The organism is Undibacter mobilis, from assembly GCF_003367195.1.
Taxonomy (GTDB): Bacteria; Pseudomonadota; Alphaproteobacteria; order Rhizobiales; family Xanthobacteraceae; genus Pseudolabrys; species Pseudolabrys mobilis.
The window spans coordinates 2,961,951-2,980,883 of sequence record NZ_QRGO01000001.1 but is presented as its reverse complement, the minus strand read 5'-3'; the positions used below and the strand labels follow the sequence as shown (position 1 = coordinate 2,980,883).

The following is an 18,933-nucleotide window of genomic DNA, read 5'->3' as shown; positions in this document are numbered from 1 at the left end:
GCCGCGCCGCCGCAAATACTGGGAAGCCGAACTCATCAACGCGCTCAAGATTGTCGATCGCGGCTGGGCGCAGCCGAATGCGATGATCGGCTCGTGGGCTGGCGCCATGGGCCATACGCAATGGATGCCCGAGGTGTGGCTGCAGATCGGCGTCGATTACGACCGCGACGGCCGCATCAATCCGTTCGGCAAACCGGACGACGCGCTCGCCGGCACCGCGCGCTATCTGGTCGAGCGCGGCAAGTGGCGGCGCGGCGAAGCCTGGGGCTGCGAAGTGAAGGTCCCCTCCGGCGGACAGCGCATGGCCGACAACCGCACCATGCGATCCTACGCGACGTGGCAGAGCCACGGCGTCCGACGAGCCGACGGCGAGGCCTTCAAGCGGCCGGACGATCAGGTGAAGCTGTGGATTCCGGTGGCCGGCGGGCCGGCGTTTCTGGTCGGGCAGAATTTCCGCGCCGTCTATTCCTACAATCCCTCGATCAACTACTCGCTGGCGCTGGTGCATCTCGGCGATCTCGTCCGCGGCGACGGCGATTTCCGCCAGCACTTTCCGGGCGGCGAGCGCATTCCGACCATCGACGAGGTCAAGGAAATCCAGCGCCGCCTCAACGAGCGCGGCTTCAAGACCGACGGCGTCGATGGCCGCACCGGCTCCGACACCGTGCGCGCCGTCGGCGCTTTCCAGAAGAGCGTCGGCATGAAGCCGGACGGCTATGCGGGCCTGAAAGTTCTGGAGCGGCTGCGGCAGCCCTGAGGCTGCCGCGCGCGCATGAGCATCAGCCGAAAATGTCGGCCGTGATGCCGTTATACCAGTCGACCGACTCCTTGTAGTTCTGCTTGCGCAGATCGGCCGCCTCGTTCTTCTGGCTGACGAAGGTGCTGGTCGCCTTGATGGCGCCGTCCTTCGGCTCATAGCTGGCGCCGACCTTGATATCATCGTCCGGCGCAATCAGGCTCCAGCAGGTGTTGGAATAACGCGCCGGGAAGGCCCGCGACTGCGTCAGCTCCGAGCGGATGATCATCGCGGCGACCTTGGCCTGACTGTTCGCCGAGAAGGCCGACTTCGGCATTTCGCCGGCGATCGACGCATCGCCGACCACGAAGATGTTCGGATCGACGGTGGACTTCATCGACGCGGCATCGATCGGGCAGTAGCCGGAGGCATTGGTCAGGTTGGCGTCGCGCGCGATCTTGCCGGCCCACTGCGCCGGAATGACGTTGACCAGCGCCGCCTTGTAGTCGGCGAGATCCGTCTTCACCGTGCCGGCCTTGGCATCGACGCCCTTGATGCCGCCATGCATCTTCGGATCCTGCCATTCGATCATGCCGGGATAATGGTTCTCCCAGCCTTCGGCGAACACCGCCTGCTTGGAGAAGTTCGGCTTGGGATCGAGCACGATGATACGCGACTTCTTGTAGCCCTTCTTCTTGAGCACATGGGCGAACATCGACACCCGCTCATAGGGGCCCGGCGGGCAGCGATACGGGTTCGGCGGCGCGATCATGACGATCTGGTCGCCGTCCTTGAGCGCGTTGAGTTTCTTGACCAGCAACTGCGTCTGCGCGCCCGGCTTCCAGGCGTGCGGCATGATCTCGGCGGCGGCTTCCGAATAGCCCGGCACGGAATCGAACTTGAGATCGATGCCCGGCGCCACCAGCAACCGGTCGTAGGGAATGCGCTGGCCGCCGGCGATGACGACCTGTTTCTTGTCGCGGTCGATCGCGGTCGCGACCGCATGCACGACCTTGACGCCGCTCTTCTTCACCTTGTCGTAATTGTGCGTCAGCGATTTGTAGTCGCGGAAGCCGCCCACATAGAGATTGGAGAAGAAGCAGGTGGTGAAAGTCTTCTGCGGCTCGATCAGGGTCACGTCGATGGCGCCATTGGACTCCTTGGCAATATAGCGCGCGGCGGTGCCGCCGCCCGGCCCGCCGCCGATGACGACGACCTTGGGCTTGCCCTGCGCAAGGACCAGGCCGGGCATGGCCAACGAGGACAGCGAAGCGCCGGCCAGCAATCCGAAGTGACGACGTGTGAGTTCAGTCATGATCTCCCCCGTGATTACCGCGGCTTGGCCGCGGCGAAATAAGCAGCCAGCGCTGCGATGTCGTCGTCCTGCAAACGGCCGGCGACCGTCCGCATCGCCTCATTCGGCAGCGATTTGGCACGATAGGCTTTGAGAACCTCGACGAAATGCTTCTGGTCGAGTCCATGAATGGGCGGAATGGTGCTGTCGGTTTTGGCGGCCCCGTGACAGGTCGTGCATTCGGACGACAGGTAACGGCCGAGTTCGATATCGCCGGCCGTGGCGGCGCTGGATGTGGCCATTGTGGACAGAGCAACGACGGCCATCAGGACAGCAGCGGCGCCGCTCCCCCATGCCGAACGATCAATCCTGCGCAACCGCGCCTGCGCCAGACGACGCATTGCTTCCGCCTCCCCGGTCGCGATGAGCTTGGCATGGCGCCCCATGCTGCCCAATTTCTTATTGCTATCAACGCCTTGGCAAAATGTCGCAGCGAAGGAAATTCTATTCGACGCCGCCCTTGCGGATGGATTTGTCGTCCGGCGTCACGTCGATGACAGAAGCATGCCCCGTGATTTTTACCGGCGGCCGGCAATCCTTCATGCACGGCTTCGAATTCCAGAACGCTTTCTCCGCGACCTTGCGGTCATCGTCGAAGAACCCACCTTCGTTCGGCATCTTGACCTTCGACCAGGTCTCCTTCGACAGCACGAAATTGTCGTCAACGATGTCGTTGAGATTCAGGATGAAGGCGGTGACGGCGTAAATCTCGTTATTGCTCAGCGACTGCGCATCGCCGAAGGGCATGGCGCGGCGGATATAGTCGAAAAAGCTCGCCGCATAAGGAAAGTACGAACCGACCGTCTTGACCGGATCATGAGTGGCCAGCGTGCCCTTGCCTTGGGCCAGTTGCGGCCAGCGCCCGGCGCTTTCGCCGAACTCGCCGTGGCAGGCAGCGCAACGCTCCAGATAGACCTTCTCGCCATCCTTCACCGAACCCTTGCCCGGCGGCAGACCGACGCCATCGGGACGAACGTCGATATCCCAGCCGGCGATCTGCTCCGGCGTGGCCTGAGTGCCGATGCCGTAGTTCTGCGGTTTGGGAGACTGGGCGAAGGCGGACGCGCTAACCGCCAATGCAGCCGCGGCGAGGAGACTAGCCCACTTCGACATTCTCGACCTCCCCGTTTGGCTTGACCGCCCAGGTCTGGATGCCGTTGTTGTGATAGATCGAGTTGACGCCGCGTATCTTGCGCAGATCGTCCTTGGTCGGCTGCACATAGCCGGTGTCGTCCATGGCGCGCGATTGCAGCAGCAGTTCCTGCCCGTTCCATTCGGTCTCGGCGTAGAAACGGACACAGGACTTGTCGAGCACCGGCCCGTCGATCTTCGCCGTGCGCCAGTTGCGGCCACCATCGAGCGAGACATCCACACGCGTGACCTTGCCGCGGCCGGACCAGGCCAGCCCCGAGATGACGAGAAAGCCCTTGCCCTTCACCGGCACCTGCGGCGACGGCGAGGTGATCACCGACTTCGCATCCATCTCGAAGGTGAATTTACGCGCCTTGCCGTTCTCGAGGAGGTCTGTGTACTTCGAGGTTTCCTCGCGCGTGTACCAGGGCTCGTCGCCGACCTTGATACGACGCAGCCACTTGATCCAGATATTGCCTTCCCAGCCCGGCACCACGAGCCGCACTGGATAGCCCTGCTCCGGCCGCAGCATCTCGCCGTTCTGGCGATAGGCGATCATGCAGTCGTCGAGCGCCTTATGGAGCGGCAGCGAGCGGTTCATGCCGGATGAATCGCCGCCTTCCACATGCAGCCACTTGGCGTTGGTCTTGAGGCCGGCCTGCTCCAGCAACAGCTTGAGCGGCACGCCCGTATACATCACGCAATGGATCATGCCGTGGGTGTATTGGCAGCCGTTGAGCTGCGCGCCGCGCCACTCCATGCCGGAATTGGCGGCGCATTCGAGGAAATAAATACGGTTGACGCGCGGAAGGCGCTTCAAGTCCTCAAGCGTGAAGATCAGCGGCTTGTCCACCAGGCCGTGGAGCATCAGGCGATAATCGTGCGGATCGATTTCAGTGATGCCGCCATGGTGACGCTCGAAGCAGAGCCCGTTCGGCGTGATGATGCCGTCAAGATCATGCAGCGGCGTGAAGCTGACCGACGACTCGCGGCTTGCGGTGAGCCACTGCACGTCGCGGCGAACCACATCCTTTTCGAAGGGGGATGGTTTGCCGTAGGGCCGCACCCCGACGCCATCGCCCAGGGTCTTGCTCCAACTGGCAACGTTCGGCGGCAGGTTTGCGTCATTGGCCCGCGCACGGCCGACCACGCCAGCAGCGGCAAGGCCCGCGGCGCCGGCCAATAAACGGCGGCGCGATGGACGCGGCGGATCGTCGGAATGGTTCATCAGCGCCCTCCACTGCACGGCCCATTACCAGAGCCTTGGGTCGCTCTTATCATATTCGACTTGCAGAATGTATAGAAAACTTGCCGCAGTTCACACTTTCGAAGAATTATTTTATCGCCGCACTGCGCATACAAGCACAGGCGTTTCACATGCCGGTGATTTTCACGCGCGTATTCGGCGCGACACGCACGGTCTTTTGCGCTGCGATATAGCGCTCAACGAGTTCCCACACCGGCGGGCCTTGCGTGCCCTCGTTGACGCTGGCCCAGCCGGCGACGGTGTATTCGCGTTTGGGATCGAGCGGCTTCCCGGTCTTCAGCAAGGTCATGTCCGAGATACGACTGCCGATCGGTTTCGACACGTCGATCGCATAGCTGAGGCCGCCACAGCGAACCATGTCGCCGCCCTGCTGATAATAGGGATCGGGGTTGAACAGGTTGTCGGCGACGTCCTCGAGCACTTCCTTGAGCCGCTCTCCGGTCATCGGCAGGCGGTAGACCTGCGGATAGGTGATCGCGGTGGCGTTGTGGATGTCCTCGACGGTGATCGGCGCGCCCGGCAGCACGCTGGTGCCCCAGCGGAAGCCCGGTGACAGCGCGATCTCGGCATCACGTTCTTTCAGCAGCGCGTCGCAAATGAGGTCGTCAAAGGTGCCGTTGAAGTTGCCGCGACGATACAAAAGCGACTCGGTTTGTCCGACAACGCGCGCCAGATCCTTCGCATAAGGCGCCCGCGCCTTCCCGATCGCCGCGCTCATCGCCGTATCGGGCTTGATGACATCGGCGAACAAAGGAATGAGCTTGTAGCGGAAGCCTTTGACCACGCCGCCTTGCACGTCGAGATCGAGCCGCGACACGAACTTGCCGTGGCTGCCCGAGGCAATCAGCAGCGTGTTGCCAATCTTGACCGGCTCCGGCAGTGCGTCGTGGGTGTGGCCTGTGAGAATGACATCGATGCCTTCGACCCGCGCGGCGAGCTTGCGGTCGACATCGAAACCGTTGTGCGACAGCAGCACGATAAGCTGCGCGCCGGCCTTGCGCGCCTTCTCGACCTGGGCGCGGACTTCCTCCTCGCGGATACCGAACGACCATTTCGGAATCATCCAGCGCGGATTGGCGACCGGCGTATAGGGAAAGGCCTGACCCAGCACCGCGACCTTGACGCCCCCCTTGTCGAACATCTTGAAGGCATCGAACACCGGCTCGTTCCATTCGGTGTCGCGCACGTTGAGCGCGAGGAAGGAAAAGCCGAGTTTGTCGATCAGTTCTTTCACCCGGTCTTCGCCGTAGGTGAACTCCCAATGGCCGGTCATGGCGTCCGGTTTCAGGAGCGCCATGCAATCGGCCATGTCCTGGCCCTTCGATGCATTGGCGCCGAGCGAGCCTTGCCAGGTATCGCCGCCGTCGAGCAGCAGCACCTTGTCCCCACGTTCGGCGCGCACTTGCCCGATCACAGTCGCGAGCCGGTCGAGCCCGCCGATGCGACCATAGCTCTGGGCCAGCGCCGTGAAATCCTGATCCGTCAGCGCATAGGCGGCGGCCGATTTCGGCGCGATGCCGAAGCGCGTGAGATAATCGGCGCCGGTCACATGCGGCGGCTGCCCCTTGGCCTCGCCGACGCCGATGTTCACTGTCGGCTCGCGGAAATACACCGGAACCAGCTGACCGTGAATGTCCGTGACGTGCAGCAGCGTCACGTTGCCGAAGGCGTCGAATTTCAAGAGGTCTTCCTGCGTGAGCTTCTGCTGCGCAAAGGCGCGCGTCAGCGATCCGCCCCCCGCCATCAGCGCGGCTGTGGCGGCGCTCACCTGCAGCAACTCACGGCGCGTGATCATCGGACATTCCTCTCCCGTCATTCCGGAACGCACGCCTCAGCGTGCGGGGCCGGAATCCAGAGCCGCATCAATGTTTCTAAACTTGCCGCCGGCTTCCGGGGCGCGCCTGCAGCGCGTCCCGGAATGACAACGGTCAGTGCCGGATGCCCGGCACGCTGAGCTTCAAACCTTCGTTCTGAGAGGCCAGGTACAGCTCCAGATCGCCGTATTCCTTGGCATCCGGCGGCAGTTCGTCGCCGCGGATATTCACCGAGCACCACTGGAAGCGCTGACGGATATCCCAGATCGCCTGAAGGCTGGTACGCCAGGTCGGGAAGTGATCGTACTGCCCCTTCGGCTCACCGAGCCACTGGCCGCGGATCCACTTATTGGCCGAGATGCCGTGGCAATCCGTGCAGGCAAAGTTGAGCTGGCCAACCTTGCGCGCCGACAGTTCCTTGCCGCGTGCCAGCGCCGCCTTGGCGCCTTCGCTGCCGGTGTCCACCTTGATCGGCTGACCGTTGGCGAGGAAGTGCAGATAGACCGACATCACCCGGTTGTCGTCGGTCTCCATCGGCCAGTTGGCGCCGGTCGTCGCCTTGGCGTGACGGGTGACGAACTCCTCGACGCCGAGCACCTTGCCGACGCGCGGCTCCCACTTCGGCATCGACGCCGCCCAGGTCTTGAACTGGCTGGCCGGATCGCTGTGGCAGGTGTTGCAGGAGAAACCGGACGACGTTTTCTGCTTCCAGAGCTCCTGCGCCTTGTCCACGGCCCACATGGCCGGATTTTCAAGTGGATCAAGGTTCTCGCGCTTTTCGACCGGCGCCGAACGTTTCTCGGGATTGTCGAGCGCGGTCTTGAACACGGCCGGCGCCTTCAACGTCTTGAGGAACGCGACCATGTCCTTGATTTCGTCATCGGTGAACAGGCCGTGGCTGCCCCAAGGCGGCATGACCGTCTCGGGATTATAGACGCGAGCGTCATTGATGTAATTGAACAGCCACTCGTCCTCGCGGCCGGCATTGCCGATCTCCGACAGATCGGGCGCAACGTTGCCCGGCAGATTGGCGCCCCCAGCCGGACCCATGACATGGCAGGCCAGGCACGAGCCGCCGCGATTGCGGTCGGCGACCAGCTCGGCACCCTTCTTGGCATCGCCAACGATGGGGCCAGCAATCTTGCGCGGCTCCTTCGGCGCCGGCGGCGAAGCGAGATTGGCCAGCGTGTTGAACTTGGAATAGTCGCGCGCGGGCCAGCCGTTGTAGCGCTTCCACGGTCGCGCCGCGGCGTCGCCGTCGGTCACCAGCGGCGCTTCTTTTTTGGCCTGCGCATAGGCGCCGGGCGCAACCAGCGTCACCACGCCGGCCACCAACGCCACGACGGCGGCCGCCCCAGCCGCCAACATCCCTGCCCGCATCAATTCGTCCTCCAGCTTGACACCATAGTCCGCCGCTCAGCGTTGCCTTCCGGCGGCGGTTGTCAGGCGACTTCGATCTTCTGTTCCGACGTCGTGACGGTGCCGTCATCATCGGTCCACGAGAATTTGAACGTGCCGCTCTCGTTCACCTTCGCATTGAACTGCAAATACGGATTGGCGGCAATCGCCGGGTCCATATCGGCCGAGAACACCGGCTTGCCGTTAAACTCGGCGACGAATTTGTTGATGATCTTGCGCGGGATAGTCTTGCCATCCTTATCCTTGCGCTGACCCGACTCCATGATGTGCGGCATCAGGGTCTTGATCTCGACGATCTCGCCCTTCTTCGCCGTCTTCGGCACTCTGATTTTCGGTGCGTCCGCCATGTGATCCTCCTCGAACTCTGTGTTGGCTCAGCCGCCGCAGCCGCCGATGGTGACCTTGACCAGCTTCGAGGCGGTGTAGACCGCGCCCTTGCTGGTCTTCGCGGTCACCACGATGTTCTGCGTGGTGGCGAGGCGGATACGGGTGGAAGCGTCGGCTTTGCCCGATAGCGGCGTGAAGTGGAACGTCGCGACGCCCGGATTCGGGTTGCCGTCGGCCAGCACAAGAACGTCGGTGACGTAATCATCCTCGGTCATCGGCGCATCGACGGAAATGGCGAGCGGCACGGTGTTGCCGTTCTCCGCGATTTCGGGAAGCTCGATGGTGATCTTGCCGGCTACCGGCGCCTTGCCGCCCGCGAATTTGGCGATTTCGGCGGCGGCCGTTTCCGGCGTGGCCTGCGCACCCGTACCAAGGCCGAAAACGGAAAACGCCGCGCCGGCGGCGCCAAGCGCCAAGGCCGTGCGGCGAGAGATTTGCTGCATCGAGACTCCTCCCGAAAATTCTCACGAAGCGGCTGCCCGCTCCACATTAAGCGACCATAACCGTGACGGCGGTTACGTCAATTCATATTCACAGCGAAGAATGTAATTTCGCAACGCAACATGAAGCGCGGACGGAATTACTCCCGACCGCGTGCGTCATGGCATAAATTTTTGCGACAGAGCGATTTGTGAAATCAGCCCGGCTGCGATTTCAAATAGTCGCGGAAACTCTTGTCCACATAGGCTTTATCCCGCACGAAGCGAAACATCGCCAGGAAATCGTCCGGCCGCAGATAGCCCGGCGCCCGCGCCACTTCCCGCTTCGGCGGCTCGCGGCCCTTGAGCGCCGCGGCATTCTCATCGAAAAACTGGAAGGTCGGCGTGAAGCGAACGCCGTATTTCGCCGCCAATTCCTTCTCGGATAGCTCCTGGCCGTCGAAATCCTTCACTTTTCGCGAGCCGATGATGTTGAGCTGCAGGACGACGAAATTGGCCTTGATGTAGTTGGAAATGTCGTCGCGGGCGAAATTGACGAAGTGCGTTTCCTTGCAATACGGGCAGCCCTTGAGCTCCCACATCACGACGAAGCGCTTGCCGGCCTTCTGCGCCTCGTCGAGATCGTCAGCGAGTTCGAGGAAGCTCTCCAGGAACCAGGGCTGTTTGTAGAGGCCGTCATCCGTCAGGATCGGCTCGGCCGCGCGTGCCGGGGCCACCGCCAGCGCCGACATAGCCGCGGTGGCGAGCAACATCTGGCGCCGGGATATTGTCATGGCCTTTACCTTCATCGTGCCGGTGACGCGGAATGCCCGCGCCTTGATATTCGAAATGTTATATATCTGCGCCGACCCTCCGAGTGAACACGCATGATCTTCACTTTTTCGCGTACCGCCCTGCTCGCCCTGCTGCTTATGACCGGCACCGGTGCCGCTTATGGCGACGATCTTGCCGACTTCAACGCCGCCGTCGAACGTGCCGCTTCGCATAACCGCGTGGCCGACGGTTACCTGCGCACCGGCAATACCGACCTGGCTTCACTCGAACTCGACCGTCTGCGCGAGTCGTGGGCAGCGCTGACGCAACGCTTCGGCGGCAAGCGTCCGGAGCCCTTCAAGGATGGCACGCTCTACACGACCACCCTGCTGAAAATCTCCACGGGCCTCGTCGCCGCCGACATGATGCTGCAGACCGGCCGAATGGACGCGGCCCGCGCTGCGCTGGACGGCATGCGCCGCGATCTCTACGACCTGCGCAAGTCGGCCGGCATCGTCGTACTCGCCGACTGCATCCGCGATGCCAACGCCATCGCCGACGCGATCATGGTCTACAACGACCGCAACCTCAATTGGGACAATTCGGACACGGCCCGCGGCCTGTCGGCGCGATCGGCCGAGTATCTGAAAACGCTCGACCGCTGCAACAGCATCGCCGCCCCGGATGTGCGCAACAGCCCGGAATTCCGCCGGCTGGTTGATGGCGCGCGCGCCGGCCTTGGCTTAATCCCGAAAGCGATCGAGACGCGCGACAGCAACCTGGTCCACCGCGTTTTGATCGAGTTGCGCTCGTTCGATAACCTGCTCGCGTTTCGTTTCGGCTGAGCGTCAGGCCCGCCGGCCTGCACGGGTCATCAAGGTCGCCGTCACAATCAGGATCGAGACCAGGACGACGATCGCGGTTGCCAGGGCGTTGATCTGCGGCGACACGCCGAGGCGCACGCTGGAGAACACCACGATCGGCAAGGTCGTGGCGCCCGGCCCGGTGACGAAGCTCGCCACCACCACGTCGTCGAGCGACAAAGTGAACGACAGCAGCCAGCCGGCGGCAATTGCCGGTGCCAGCAGTGGCAAGGTTACGCGGCGGAAGGTACGCCACGGCGTGGCGCCGAGAATGGCGGCGGCTTCGTCCAGCGCCGGATCGAGTTGGGTGAGCCGCGCGCGGATGACGACCGTCGCATAGGCCATGCCGAAACTGGCATGCGCCAGCGTAATCGTCGTGGCGCCGCGTTCCGGCCAGCCGATGGTGTCGCCAAGCACCACAAAGAGCAGCAGCATCGACAGGCCGATCAGCACTTCGGGCACGATCAGCGGCATCAAGGCCAGCGCCTCATAGCCGCGTTGGGCAAAGAACGGTTTCAGCCTTTGCAGCGCAAAGGCCGCCGCCGTGCCGAGTGCCGCCGACAGCGTGGCGCTGACGGCGGCGATGCGCAGCGACAGCCACGCCGCCTCCAGCATCTGAGTGTTCTCAAGCAACGCGGCGTACCAGCGCAGCGAAGCGTGGCTCCACACCGTCACCAGCCGGCTGTCGTTGAATGAATAGATAATGAGAATGACGATCGGCAGATAGAGAAAGGCGTAGCCGAAAGCGAGCGCCGACAGCAGTGCGATGGAGCGGCGGCCGGTCATGATGCGACCTCGCGGCGGCGCAGCGCTTTCACCAGCAGCAGCGCCGACAACAGCACGATCAGCAACAACAGTACTGCCAACGCCGAGGCCACTGGCCAATCGCGGTTGTTGAAGAACTCGGTCCACAGCACGCGGCCGAGCATCAACGTATCCGGGCCGCCGAGCAAATCGGGGATGATGAATTCACCCAGTGCCGGGATAAAGACCAGCAGCCAGCCGGCGAAGACGCCCGGCAGAGACAGCGGCAATGTCACACGGAAGAACGTCTTGAGCGGCCGGGCGCCGAGATCCTGCGCCGCTTCGATGAGGGACCAGTCCATGCGCTCCAGCACGGCATAGATCGGAAGCACCATGAACGGCAAATAGGAATAGACGATGCCGAGATGCACGGCGAATTCGGTGTGCAACAGCGTCAATGGCTCCGAGATCACGCCGAGCTTGATGAGCGTGTTGTTGATCAGGCCATTGGTGTTGAGCAGTCCGGTCCAGGCATAGGTGCGGATCAGGAACGAGGTCCAGAACGGCAGGATGACAAGCATCAGCAGACCGAGACGCGCGCGGTCGCTTGCCCGCGCAATGGCATAGGCCATGGGATAGGCAATCAGCAGCGTGATGAAGGCCGACCCCGCAGCGATGCGCAGCGACGATACGAAGGCGGCGATATAGAGCGAGTCCGAAACGACCGTGAGATAGCTGGCGATGGAGCCGTTGAATGTCGGCCAGAGCCCCTCACCCTGCGTGAACAACGGCGTGAACGGCGGCTGGCCCAGCCGCGGCTCGGACAGGCTGACGGCAACGACGATCAGCACCGGCAACAACGTGAAGGCCATCAGCCAGAGCGTGGTCGTGCCGAGGATAACGCGCCGCAGCCCCTTGCCCGCGCCCGCCGCCATGCTCATGACGTCAGCACCCGCGCAGCGGAGGGCTCCCAGGACACATAAACGCGGTCGCCGGCGGCGAGCGCGCCAAACCGCGCCATGTCGGCCGGCGATAACCGCGCCTGCACGATCTTGCCGCCGTTCAGCGTGACGTAACAGACAGAGGCGTTACCGAGGAACACCACGTTGCCCAGCGTGCCGCTCAAGGCGTCCGGCCGGTCGGGCGGCGCTTTCGACAGCATGACCTGCTCGGGACGCACCATGACCGTGCCGTTGCCCGGACCGGCGTTGTCGAACAGATTGGCGGTACCGAAGAAGTCGGCGGCAAAGCGCGACTGCGGTGCGTCGTAGAGTTCGCGCGGTGAGCCGACCTGACAAATCGCACCGTCGCGCATCAGCGCGATGCGGCTCGCCATGCTCATCGCCTCTTCCTGATCGTGCGTCACCATGACGAAGGTGATGCCGACGCGCTCGCGTAGCGCCACCAATTCCAACTGGGCGCGTTCGCGCAGCTTCTTGTCGAGTGCAGCCAGCGGCTCGTCGAGCAGCAGGATCTTCGGGTTCTTCACCAGCGCGCGGGCGAGCGCGACGCGCTGGCGCTGACCGCCGGACAACTGGTGCGGCTTGCGCGCACCAAACGTGCCCATCTCAAACATATCGAGCGCTGCGGCGACGCGCTCGCGGATTTCGGCGCGCGGCCGCCTTTCCTCTTCCAGGCCGAAGGCGACGTTGTCGGCCACGGTCAAATGCGGAAACAGCGCATAGGACTGGAACATCATGTTGACCGGCCGCGCGTAAGGCGGCCGGCTGCTCATGTCTTCGCCGTCGATGAGGATGTGCCCGCTGTCCGGCGCTTCGAAACCGGCGATCAGGCGCAGCAGTGTCGTCTTGCCGGAGCCGGAGGCGCCCACCAGACAGAAAAATTCGCCGCGCGCGATATCGAGACTAATGCCGGACACCGCCGGCACGCCGCCGAACGACTTGGCGACACCCTCGATTTTGATGACGGGCTTCTCACCCGCCGCGCCGTTCGCCGTCATTTCCCGGCTTTGATCCGGGTCCACAGCCGGTTGCGCGCCCGTTCGTAATCGGGTGTCGCCAGAACCGGCGTGTAGAGATTGGCCTCTTCCGGCGGGAACACGACCGGATCATTCCTGATTTCGGCCGGCACGAATTCAAGCGATGCCGGCACCGCATTGGCGTAGCCGACCGCGGCGGTGATGTCGGCGACCACCTTCGGCGTCAGCAGGTAGTTGATGAACTTATGTGCGTTGTCCGGATGCGGCGCGTCCTTCGGAATCGCCATCACGTCGATGTTGAAGGCGGCCCCCTCCTTCGGCAGGAAGATGCCGATCTCGACGCCGTTCTTGGCTTCCTGCGCGCGCTTGCGCGCCTGAAACAAATCGCCGGCATAGCCCTGCGCCACGCAGATCGCGCCGTTGGCCAGATCGTTGATGTAGCTCGACGAGTGGACGTAACGATACGACGGGCGCGCCGCCATCACAGTCTTGCCGGCCGCCTCGAGATCGCCGGTCGAGACGCTGAGCGGGCTCTTGCCCGTATAGGCCATCGCTGCCGGCAGCACCTCTTCAGGCGCATCGAGCACGGTGACGCCGCAGGGCTTGAGCGCGGCCACCGTCTTCGGATCGAACAGCATGGCGAAGCTGCCGATCGGTGCGTTCGGCAACAACTTGTCGATCTTGCTCTTGATGTAGCCGACGCCAGTGCCGGCCATCATGTATGGCAGGCCATGAGCATTGCCGGGATCGGCGCTGGCGAGGCGCTGCAGCACCTTCGCATCGACGCCCTTGGCGTTGGGGATCTTCGTCAGATCGAGCTTCTGATAGAGCCCCGCTTTCACCTGCCGCGCGAAGAACGGCGAGGCCGAGGGAAACACGATGTCATAGCCGGATTTGCCGACGGAGATCTTGGTCTCGAGGATGTCGTTGGAATCGTAGACGTCGTAATTGACCTTGATGCCGGTCTCTTTCTCGAAATTGGCAATCGTGTCCGGCGCGACATAGTCGCTCCAGTTGAACACGTTGAGGACCTTTTCTTCCTGCGCCGCGGCGGGCGCCAAACCAAGCATGATGAGCAACGCGGGCGACAACGCGGCGGCAAGGATGGCGGGCGCGGCAAAACGCGTCACGGCAGTCAGCATCATCATTCAGGCCCTCGACGTTCACACCCGCCGACCTTAGCGGACGCGGTCCCGCGATGCCAGAATTCGGCGCGTTTCAGCCGATTTTCCCCAAGGCGGGAAATGTCTCGATGAGCCAGTTGGCGATGGTCGGCATTTGTCCGGTGAAAATCAGCACACCGGCGACAATCAGGAATGCGCCCATCGCCTTCTCGATCAGTGCCAGCCGTGCCCGGTTTCGGCCGCTCCACCGCATGAAGGCGCCGGCAAATGTCGCGGCCATCAGAAACGGCACGCCGATGCCAAGCGAGTAGATGAACAGCAGCCGCGCGCCCTCGCCGGCACTCTCCGATGCGCCGGCAATCAGCAGAATCGCCGCCAGCACCGGCCCGACGCAGGGGCTCCAGCCGAAGCCGAAAGCGAGCCCGATCAGGAAGGCACCGGCGAGCCCCGCTGGCTTCTGCGACACTCCGACGCGCGCCGTGCGGTCGAGCAGACCGATGCGGAACACGCCGAGAAAATGCAGCCCCATGACGATGATGAGGATGCCGGCGACATAGCCCAGGAGACCCAGATGCGCGCTCACCGCCTGGCCGATCACCGAGGCGGTGGCACCGAGCGCCACGAATACCGCGGAAAATCCGGCCACGAAGGCCAAGGCCGCCGCCAACACCCGCAGACGGGCGCGGCGATTCTCGCCGTCGCGCAATTCGCCGACCGACACGCCGCCCATATAGGCCAGATATGCCGGCACCAGCGGCAGTACGCAGGGCGAGGCAAAAGACAACAGCCCCGCGACAAAGGCGCCGCTCGCGGTCACGTCCAGACTCATCAGTGCCACCCCGACTTCGACATATTCGCCCTTAATGATATATAGGATTGCGCAACGGGCCGCGCCTGCTTATCCACGGTTTCAGCGGCCATCGACACTCATGGGCTTGTCTTGACCCGTTTCATCCGCCTCGCCACTTCGTTGCTGCTGGCCATCCTGCTCACCGGGTCGCTGGCGGCCGCGCCGGCGCGCGCCGCAGAACTGGTGATGTTCGAGGATGCAGGCTGCATGTGGTGCGCCCGCTTCAATGCCGAGGTCGCGCCGGTTTACGCGAAGACCGACGAAGGCCGCCGCGCGCCATTGCGCCGCGTCGAGAGCGGTAAGCCGTTGCCTCAAGACATCGCCTTCATCGAAAGCGAGCGCTTCACGCCCCTGTTCGTCCTCGTCGATCAAGGCCGGGAAATCGGTCGCATCCGCGGCTATCCCGGCGAGGATCACTTCTGGGGTTTGCTTGGAATGCTTTTGAAGAAGCTCGATTCAGCCGGAACGGGTGGTGAACAACGGACCGCGCACTGAAATTTGGAACGCGGGGCGATACAAACAAAGGTGGCCTCGCCCCACGCCGCACTTTATAGATAGCACCCCAACAGGGGCACTCCCGCAACTGGATATGTCGATGGACTTGCAGCAACTCGACACGGCCGGACGCCCGCAGGACATCGATCGTATGGCCGGCAACGCCAAGCGCGCTGCCGAATTTCTCAAGGCACTGGCGCATGAGAGCCGGTTGATGATGCTGTGCATTCTCGCCGAAGGCGAGAAGTCCGTCAGCGAGCTCGAAACAATCCTGGCGCTACGTCAGCCGACCGTGTCGCAACAGCTTGCCCGCCTGCGCGCCGATGGGCTGGTGACGACGCGGCGCGACGGCAAGACCATCTACTACAGCCTAGCCAGCGAAGAGGCCCGCGTGGTCATCGGCGCCGTCTACGACGTCTTTTGCCGCAAGCAACGCAAGCGCTGAGAAATCGGTCTTCCCTCCTGCCATCCGGGCCCCAGTTGACGGGACCCTGCCATTGCCAATAGTGGCGGATAACGCAACGCAGCGGAGTCGAAGGTGATGGCGGCGATCGAGCAGGACGGCAAAATCTTTGTCGGCAAGGGTGAAAACCTCCAATACCTGACACTGAAGCTCGCCAACCGGCACGGCCTCGTCACCGGGGCCACCGGCACCGGCAAAACCGTCACCCTGCAAGTGCTGGCCGAGGGCTTTTCCGCCGCCGGCGTGCCGGTGTTCGCCGCCGACATCAAGGGCGACCTCTCCGGCATCGCCGAAGCAGGCGAAGCCAAGGAGGCCTTCGTCTCCCGCGCCAAGGGCATGGGCGTCGACTACCAGCCCGACCAGTTCCCCGTGATGTTCTGGGACCTGTTCGGCGAACAAGGTCATCCGGTTCGCGCCACCATTTCCGAGATGGGCCCGCTGCTCCTGTCCCGCCTGCTCGACCTCAACGATACGCAGGAAGGCGTGCTCAACATCGCCTTCCGTGTTGCCGACGAACAGGGCCTGCTGCTGCTCGATCTGAAAGACCTGCGAGCCATCCTGGTTTACGTCGCCGAACACGCGGCCGAACTCACCACGGCCTATGGCAATGTCTCCAAGGCGACCATCGGCACCATTCAGCGCCAGCTCCTCGTGCTCGAAAACCAGGGCGGCACCAAATTCTTTAGCGAACCGGCGCTGAAGCTCACCGACTTCATGAAGACCGATCGCGACGGCCGTGGTTACGTCAACATTCTGGCCGCCGAGAAGCTGATGGAGAGCCCGCGGCTCTACGCCACCTTCCTGCTGTGGCTGTTGTCCGAACTGTTCGAGGAACTGCCCGAGGTCGGCGATCCCGACAAGCCGAAGCTCGTGTTCTTCTTCGACGAGGCCCATCTACTGTTCAACGATGCGCCGAAGGCGCTGCTCGACAAGATCGAGCAGGTTGTGCGGCTGATCCGCTCCAAGGGCGTCGGCGTCTATTTCGTCACGCAGAACCCGCTCGACGTGCCGGACAAGGTTCTGGCGCAAATGGGCAACCGCGTGCAGCACGCGCTGCGCGCCTTCACACCGCGCGACCAGAAGGCGGTGAAGGCCGCGGCGGAAACATTCCGGCCTAACCCCAAACTCAACACTGCGCAGGTGATCACCGAACTCGGCAAGGGCGAAGCGCTGGTATCGTTCCTCGAAGGCAATGGCGTGCCGGCGCTGGTTGATCGCGCGTTGATCCGGCCGCCAGCGGCGCGGCTCGGCGTCATCACGCCGGAGGAGCGCAAGGCGATCATCCAGACCAGTCCCTGCAAGGGCAAATACGATCAAGCGGTCGATTCCGAATCCGCCTACGAAAGGCTGCAGGCCCGTACCAAGGAAGCAGCAGCGCCAGCCGGCCAGGAAGCGCCGGCGGGCGGCGGTGGAATCCTCGGCGGCATCGGCGGTTTCCTCGGCGGCCTGTTCGGCACCAACCGGGCGCGCGGCACGAGGCTGACCACGACGCAGACCATCGCCCGCGAGGTCACGCGCACGGTGACCAACCGTGTCGCCGGGCAGATCGCAGCCGATATCGGCAAATCGCTTGGTGGCCGCACCGGCTCGACCATCGGCCGCTCCATTGTGCGCGGCGCGCTCGGCGGGATGTTGCGGCGCTGACTCAACAGATCATTCCGGGGCACGCGCGTGAGCGCGTGAACCCGGAATCCTGATACGGAATCCTGTTTGTCTAAATTCCGGGTTCGCGGCCTTTCGGGCCGCGCCCCGGAATGACAAATCGCCTTAAGAGTCCGCCAGGCACTTCTTCATGAAGGCATCCTTGGCGGCGCCGGCCAGCGGCTTGCCGTCCTTGCTGACCGCTTTCGGCGTGCAGGTGTCAGTCTTGCACTTGCTGACAAAGCTGGTCTTTGCGGCGCCCGCGAGCGGCTTGCCATCCTTGCCGACGGCCTTGGTCTCGCAGCTCTGCGCCATCGCGCTGCCCGCGGCAAAAGCGGTGATCAGCGCAGCCAACATCAGACGCTTCATAGTTTCTCTCCCTTTGTCCGGCACACCCGGATGACGTGAAGACTGGCTCCGCGAACCTGAACCGGCCGTGAATTGCCTATTTAGCTTTGATGGCGTCGCGGATCTCGGCGAGCAGCTTGACCTCTTCGCTGGGCGCGGCCGGCGGCGGCGCCGGCTCGGCACGCTTGAGCTTGTTGATGAATCTGATGGCAATGAACAGCACCCAAGCGACGATCACGAAATTGATCGCGACGGTGACAAAGGCGCCCCAACCCAGCACCGCACCCTGCTTCTTGGCGTCGGCATAGGCAAGACCCGCCTGAACCTTCGACGACAACGGCAAGTAATAGTTGGAGAAGTCGAGACCGCCGGTAATCGCGCCGATGATCGGGTTGATGATGTCCGCAACCAGCGACGTCACGATCGAGCCAAACGCCGCGCCGATGATGACGCCCACGGCAAGATCAACGACGTTGCCGCGTAGCGCGAATTTTTTGAATTCCTCGATCATTGCCTGACGCCCCTGCTCACGATTGACTACAGAATGGCAGGATTGTCGGACGCGGCGATGAACACTGGCAATCACTGTGCATCAGCTTGCGCACAACTTGGTACGAATCTACCGCTGTGGCGACGCGTTGCCACAAAACCGGCGCTTCCATCGGCCAAGGACTGACGTCAGAAGCAGACGGACGGCCTTGCTGCCCATTTCGGTAGGGTCAGGGTTGATTTGCTGCAACGCACAAGATCGGCCATAGTGCCGCCGATTCAAAGTGCCCCGGGCGAAATCATGAGCAAAAACAATAACGAAAGCTGGAACACCAAGTACGGCAAGCGCCGCGTGCGCGAAGAAAAGCCGACGCTTGCGGAGGCCATCGAAGCCGCCAGAGGATTCATTGAAGATATCGACCAGCAAGCCGAGTTCGCCGCTTCGCTGATGGGCCTGCCGATCGATCAGGTTCGCGCCGAGATTCTCAAGATGGCGCCGCCGCGTAAAGAGCCGAACAAGTCGGTGGTGTTTACCGGCTCGGCTGCGGCTCCGCGCACCATCGTGGTCGAGCGCAAGCCGTCGCGCCGAATCATTCCGGCGGCCAGCCGCGCCGCGCTGCTTAACCAATAATTCTCCCGAACTTGTCGTGCTGCTTGATCCGAGAGCCCTCCGCCC

At 63.1% G+C, this 18,933-nt stretch carries 22 protein-coding genes; 6 read left to right on the top strand and 16 right to left on the bottom strand.

Going from position 1 to position 18,933, the window contains the following annotated elements; translation table 11 throughout:
* The coding region (locus DXH78_RS14185; RefSeq protein WP_147292649.1) for a lytic murein transglycosylase at positions 1-757 on the top strand (757 nt) is incomplete at its 5' end.
* Positions 758-779: 22 nt separating this feature from the next.
* On the opposite strand, the gene DXH78_RS14180 is transcribed toward DXH78_RS14185, so the two are convergent.
* The 9 genes from DXH78_RS14180 to DXH78_RS14140 form a co-directional block, all read right to left on the bottom strand.
* Positions 780-2,051, bottom strand: a complete 1,272-nt coding sequence (locus DXH78_RS14180; RefSeq protein ID WP_115517641.1) for an NAD(P)/FAD-dependent oxidoreductase — start codon at positions 2,049-2,051, stop codon at positions 780-782.
* Positions 2,052-2,065: 14 nt separating this feature from the next.
* A complete protein-coding gene (locus DXH78_RS14175) occupies positions 2,066-2,476 on the bottom strand; it encodes a c-type cytochrome (protein ID WP_245416827.1) in 411 nt (136 codons plus the stop codon).
* 58 nt (positions 2,477-2,534) lie between these two features.
* The gene (locus tag DXH78_RS14170) at positions 2,535-3,203 is read right to left on the bottom strand and encodes a c-type cytochrome (RefSeq protein WP_115517640.1); all 669 of its coding nucleotides are present in this window, start codon (positions 3,201-3,203) and stop codon (positions 2,535-2,537) included.
* The gene (gene soxC, locus DXH78_RS14165) at positions 3,187-4,449 is read right to left on the bottom strand and encodes a sulfite dehydrogenase (protein ID WP_115517639.1); all 1,263 of its coding nucleotides are present in this window, start codon (positions 4,447-4,449) and stop codon (positions 3,187-3,189) included. Before soxC ends, DXH78_RS14170 begins: the two co-directional genes overlap by 17 nt.
* Before the next feature lie 145 nt (positions 4,450-4,594).
* Positions 4,595-6,283, bottom strand: a complete 1,689-nt coding sequence (soxB, locus tag DXH78_RS14160; RefSeq protein WP_115517638.1) for a thiosulfohydrolase SoxB — start codon at positions 6,281-6,283, stop codon at positions 4,595-4,597.
* Between the two features lie 133 nt (positions 6,284-6,416).
* Entirely contained in the window at positions 6,417-7,682 is a 1,266-nt protein-coding gene (soxA, locus tag DXH78_RS14155) for a sulfur oxidation c-type cytochrome SoxA (protein WP_245416826.1), read from the bottom strand.
* A gap of 62 nt (positions 7,683-7,744) precedes the next feature.
* Positions 7,745-8,068 carry a thiosulfate oxidation carrier complex protein SoxZ gene (gene soxZ / locus DXH78_RS14150; protein WP_115517636.1) on the bottom strand — a complete coding sequence of 108 codons (324 nt, stop codon included), beginning with the start codon at positions 8,066-8,068 and terminating at the stop codon, positions 7,745-7,747.
* Positions 8,069-8,095: 27 nt separating this feature from the next.
* Complete coding sequence (gene soxY / locus DXH78_RS14145; RefSeq protein ID WP_115517635.1) at positions 8,096-8,551, bottom strand: thiosulfate oxidation carrier protein SoxY; 456 nt, start codon at positions 8,549-8,551, stop codon at positions 8,096-8,098.
* A gap of 194 nt (positions 8,552-8,745) precedes the next feature.
* Positions 8,746-9,321 carry a thioredoxin family protein gene (locus DXH78_RS14140; protein WP_245416825.1) on the bottom strand — a complete coding sequence of 192 codons (576 nt, stop codon included), beginning with the start codon at positions 9,319-9,321 and terminating at the stop codon, positions 8,746-8,748.
* A 93-nt stretch (positions 9,322-9,414) separates the two neighbouring features.
* On the opposite strand from DXH78_RS14140, the gene DXH78_RS14135 reads away from it, so the two are divergent.
* The gene (locus DXH78_RS14135) at positions 9,415-10,146 is read left to right on the top strand and encodes a hypothetical protein (protein ID WP_115517634.1); all 732 of its coding nucleotides are present in this window, start codon (positions 9,415-9,417) and stop codon (positions 10,144-10,146) included.
* A 3-nt stretch (positions 10,147-10,149) separates the two neighbouring features.
* On the opposite strand, the gene DXH78_RS14130 is transcribed toward DXH78_RS14135, so the two are convergent.
* The 5 genes from DXH78_RS14130 to DXH78_RS14110 form a co-directional block, all read right to left on the bottom strand.
* Positions 10,150-10,950 carry an ABC transporter permease gene (locus tag DXH78_RS14130; RefSeq protein ID WP_115517633.1) on the bottom strand — a complete coding sequence of 267 codons (801 nt, stop codon included), beginning with the start codon at positions 10,948-10,950 and terminating at the stop codon, positions 10,150-10,152.
* Positions 10,947-11,849 carry an ABC transporter permease subunit gene (locus tag DXH78_RS14125; RefSeq protein WP_115517632.1) on the bottom strand — a complete coding sequence of 301 codons (903 nt, stop codon included), beginning with the start codon at positions 11,847-11,849 and terminating at the stop codon, positions 10,947-10,949. The genes DXH78_RS14130 and DXH78_RS14125 overlap by 4 nt, the downstream gene beginning before the upstream one ends.
* Positions 11,846-12,868 carry an ABC transporter ATP-binding protein gene (locus DXH78_RS14120; RefSeq protein ID WP_115517631.1) on the bottom strand — a complete coding sequence of 341 codons (1,023 nt, stop codon included), beginning with the start codon at positions 12,866-12,868 and terminating at the stop codon, positions 11,846-11,848. The genes DXH78_RS14125 and DXH78_RS14120 overlap by 4 nt, the downstream gene beginning before the upstream one ends.
* Positions 12,865-13,995 (bottom strand): extracellular solute-binding protein, encoded by a 1,131-nt coding sequence (locus tag DXH78_RS14115; protein WP_245416824.1) that lies wholly within the window; start codon positions 13,993-13,995, stop codon positions 12,865-12,867. Before DXH78_RS14115 ends, DXH78_RS14120 begins: the two co-directional genes overlap by 4 nt.
* 70 nt (positions 13,996-14,065) lie before the next feature.
* A complete protein-coding gene (locus DXH78_RS14110; RefSeq protein ID WP_115517630.1) occupies positions 14,066-14,800 on the bottom strand; it encodes a cytochrome c biogenesis CcdA family protein in 735 nt (244 codons plus the stop codon).
* A 141-nt stretch (positions 14,801-14,941) separates the two neighbouring features.
* Between DXH78_RS14110 and DXH78_RS14105 the strand changes: the two genes are divergently transcribed.
* The 3 genes from DXH78_RS14105 to DXH78_RS14095 all read left to right on the top strand — a co-directional run bounded on the left by DXH78_RS14105 (position 14,942) and on the right by DXH78_RS14095 (position 17,423).
* The gene (locus DXH78_RS14105; protein WP_115517904.1) at positions 14,942-15,316 is read left to right on the top strand and encodes a thioredoxin fold domain-containing protein; all 375 of its coding nucleotides are present in this window, start codon (positions 14,942-14,944) and stop codon (positions 15,314-15,316) included.
* Between the two features lie 151 nt (positions 15,317-15,467).
* Positions 15,468-15,761 carry an ArsR/SmtB family transcription factor gene (locus DXH78_RS14100; RefSeq protein WP_430727498.1) on the top strand — a complete coding sequence of 98 codons (294 nt, stop codon included), beginning with the start codon at positions 15,468-15,470 and terminating at the stop codon, positions 15,759-15,761.
* Between the two features lie 96 nt (positions 15,762-15,857).
* On the top strand, positions 15,858-17,423 hold the full coding sequence (locus tag DXH78_RS14095; RefSeq protein WP_115517628.1) for a helicase HerA-like domain-containing protein: 1,566 nt from the start codon (positions 15,858-15,860) through the stop codon (positions 17,421-17,423).
* Between the two features lie 123 nt (positions 17,424-17,546).
* Here DXH78_RS14095 and DXH78_RS14090 read toward each other — a convergent pair whose 3' ends face one another.
* Together DXH78_RS14090 and mscL are read right to left on the bottom strand one after the other, a co-directional pair.
* Entirely contained in the window at positions 17,547-17,789 is a 243-nt protein-coding gene (locus tag DXH78_RS14090; protein ID WP_115517627.1) for a hypothetical protein, read from the bottom strand.
* Between the two features lie 76 nt (positions 17,790-17,865).
* Complete coding sequence (mscL, locus tag DXH78_RS14085; RefSeq protein ID WP_115517626.1) at positions 17,866-18,279, bottom strand: large conductance mechanosensitive channel protein MscL; 414 nt, start codon at positions 18,277-18,279, stop codon at positions 17,866-17,868.
* Positions 18,280-18,558: 279 nt separating this feature from the next.
* On the opposite strand from mscL, the gene DXH78_RS14080 reads away from it, so the two are divergent.
* Positions 18,559-18,888, top strand: a complete 330-nt coding sequence (locus DXH78_RS14080) for a hypothetical protein (RefSeq protein WP_115517625.1) — start codon at positions 18,559-18,561, stop codon at positions 18,886-18,888.
* The last annotated feature ends 45 nt before the right edge of the window (positions 18,889-18,933 follow it).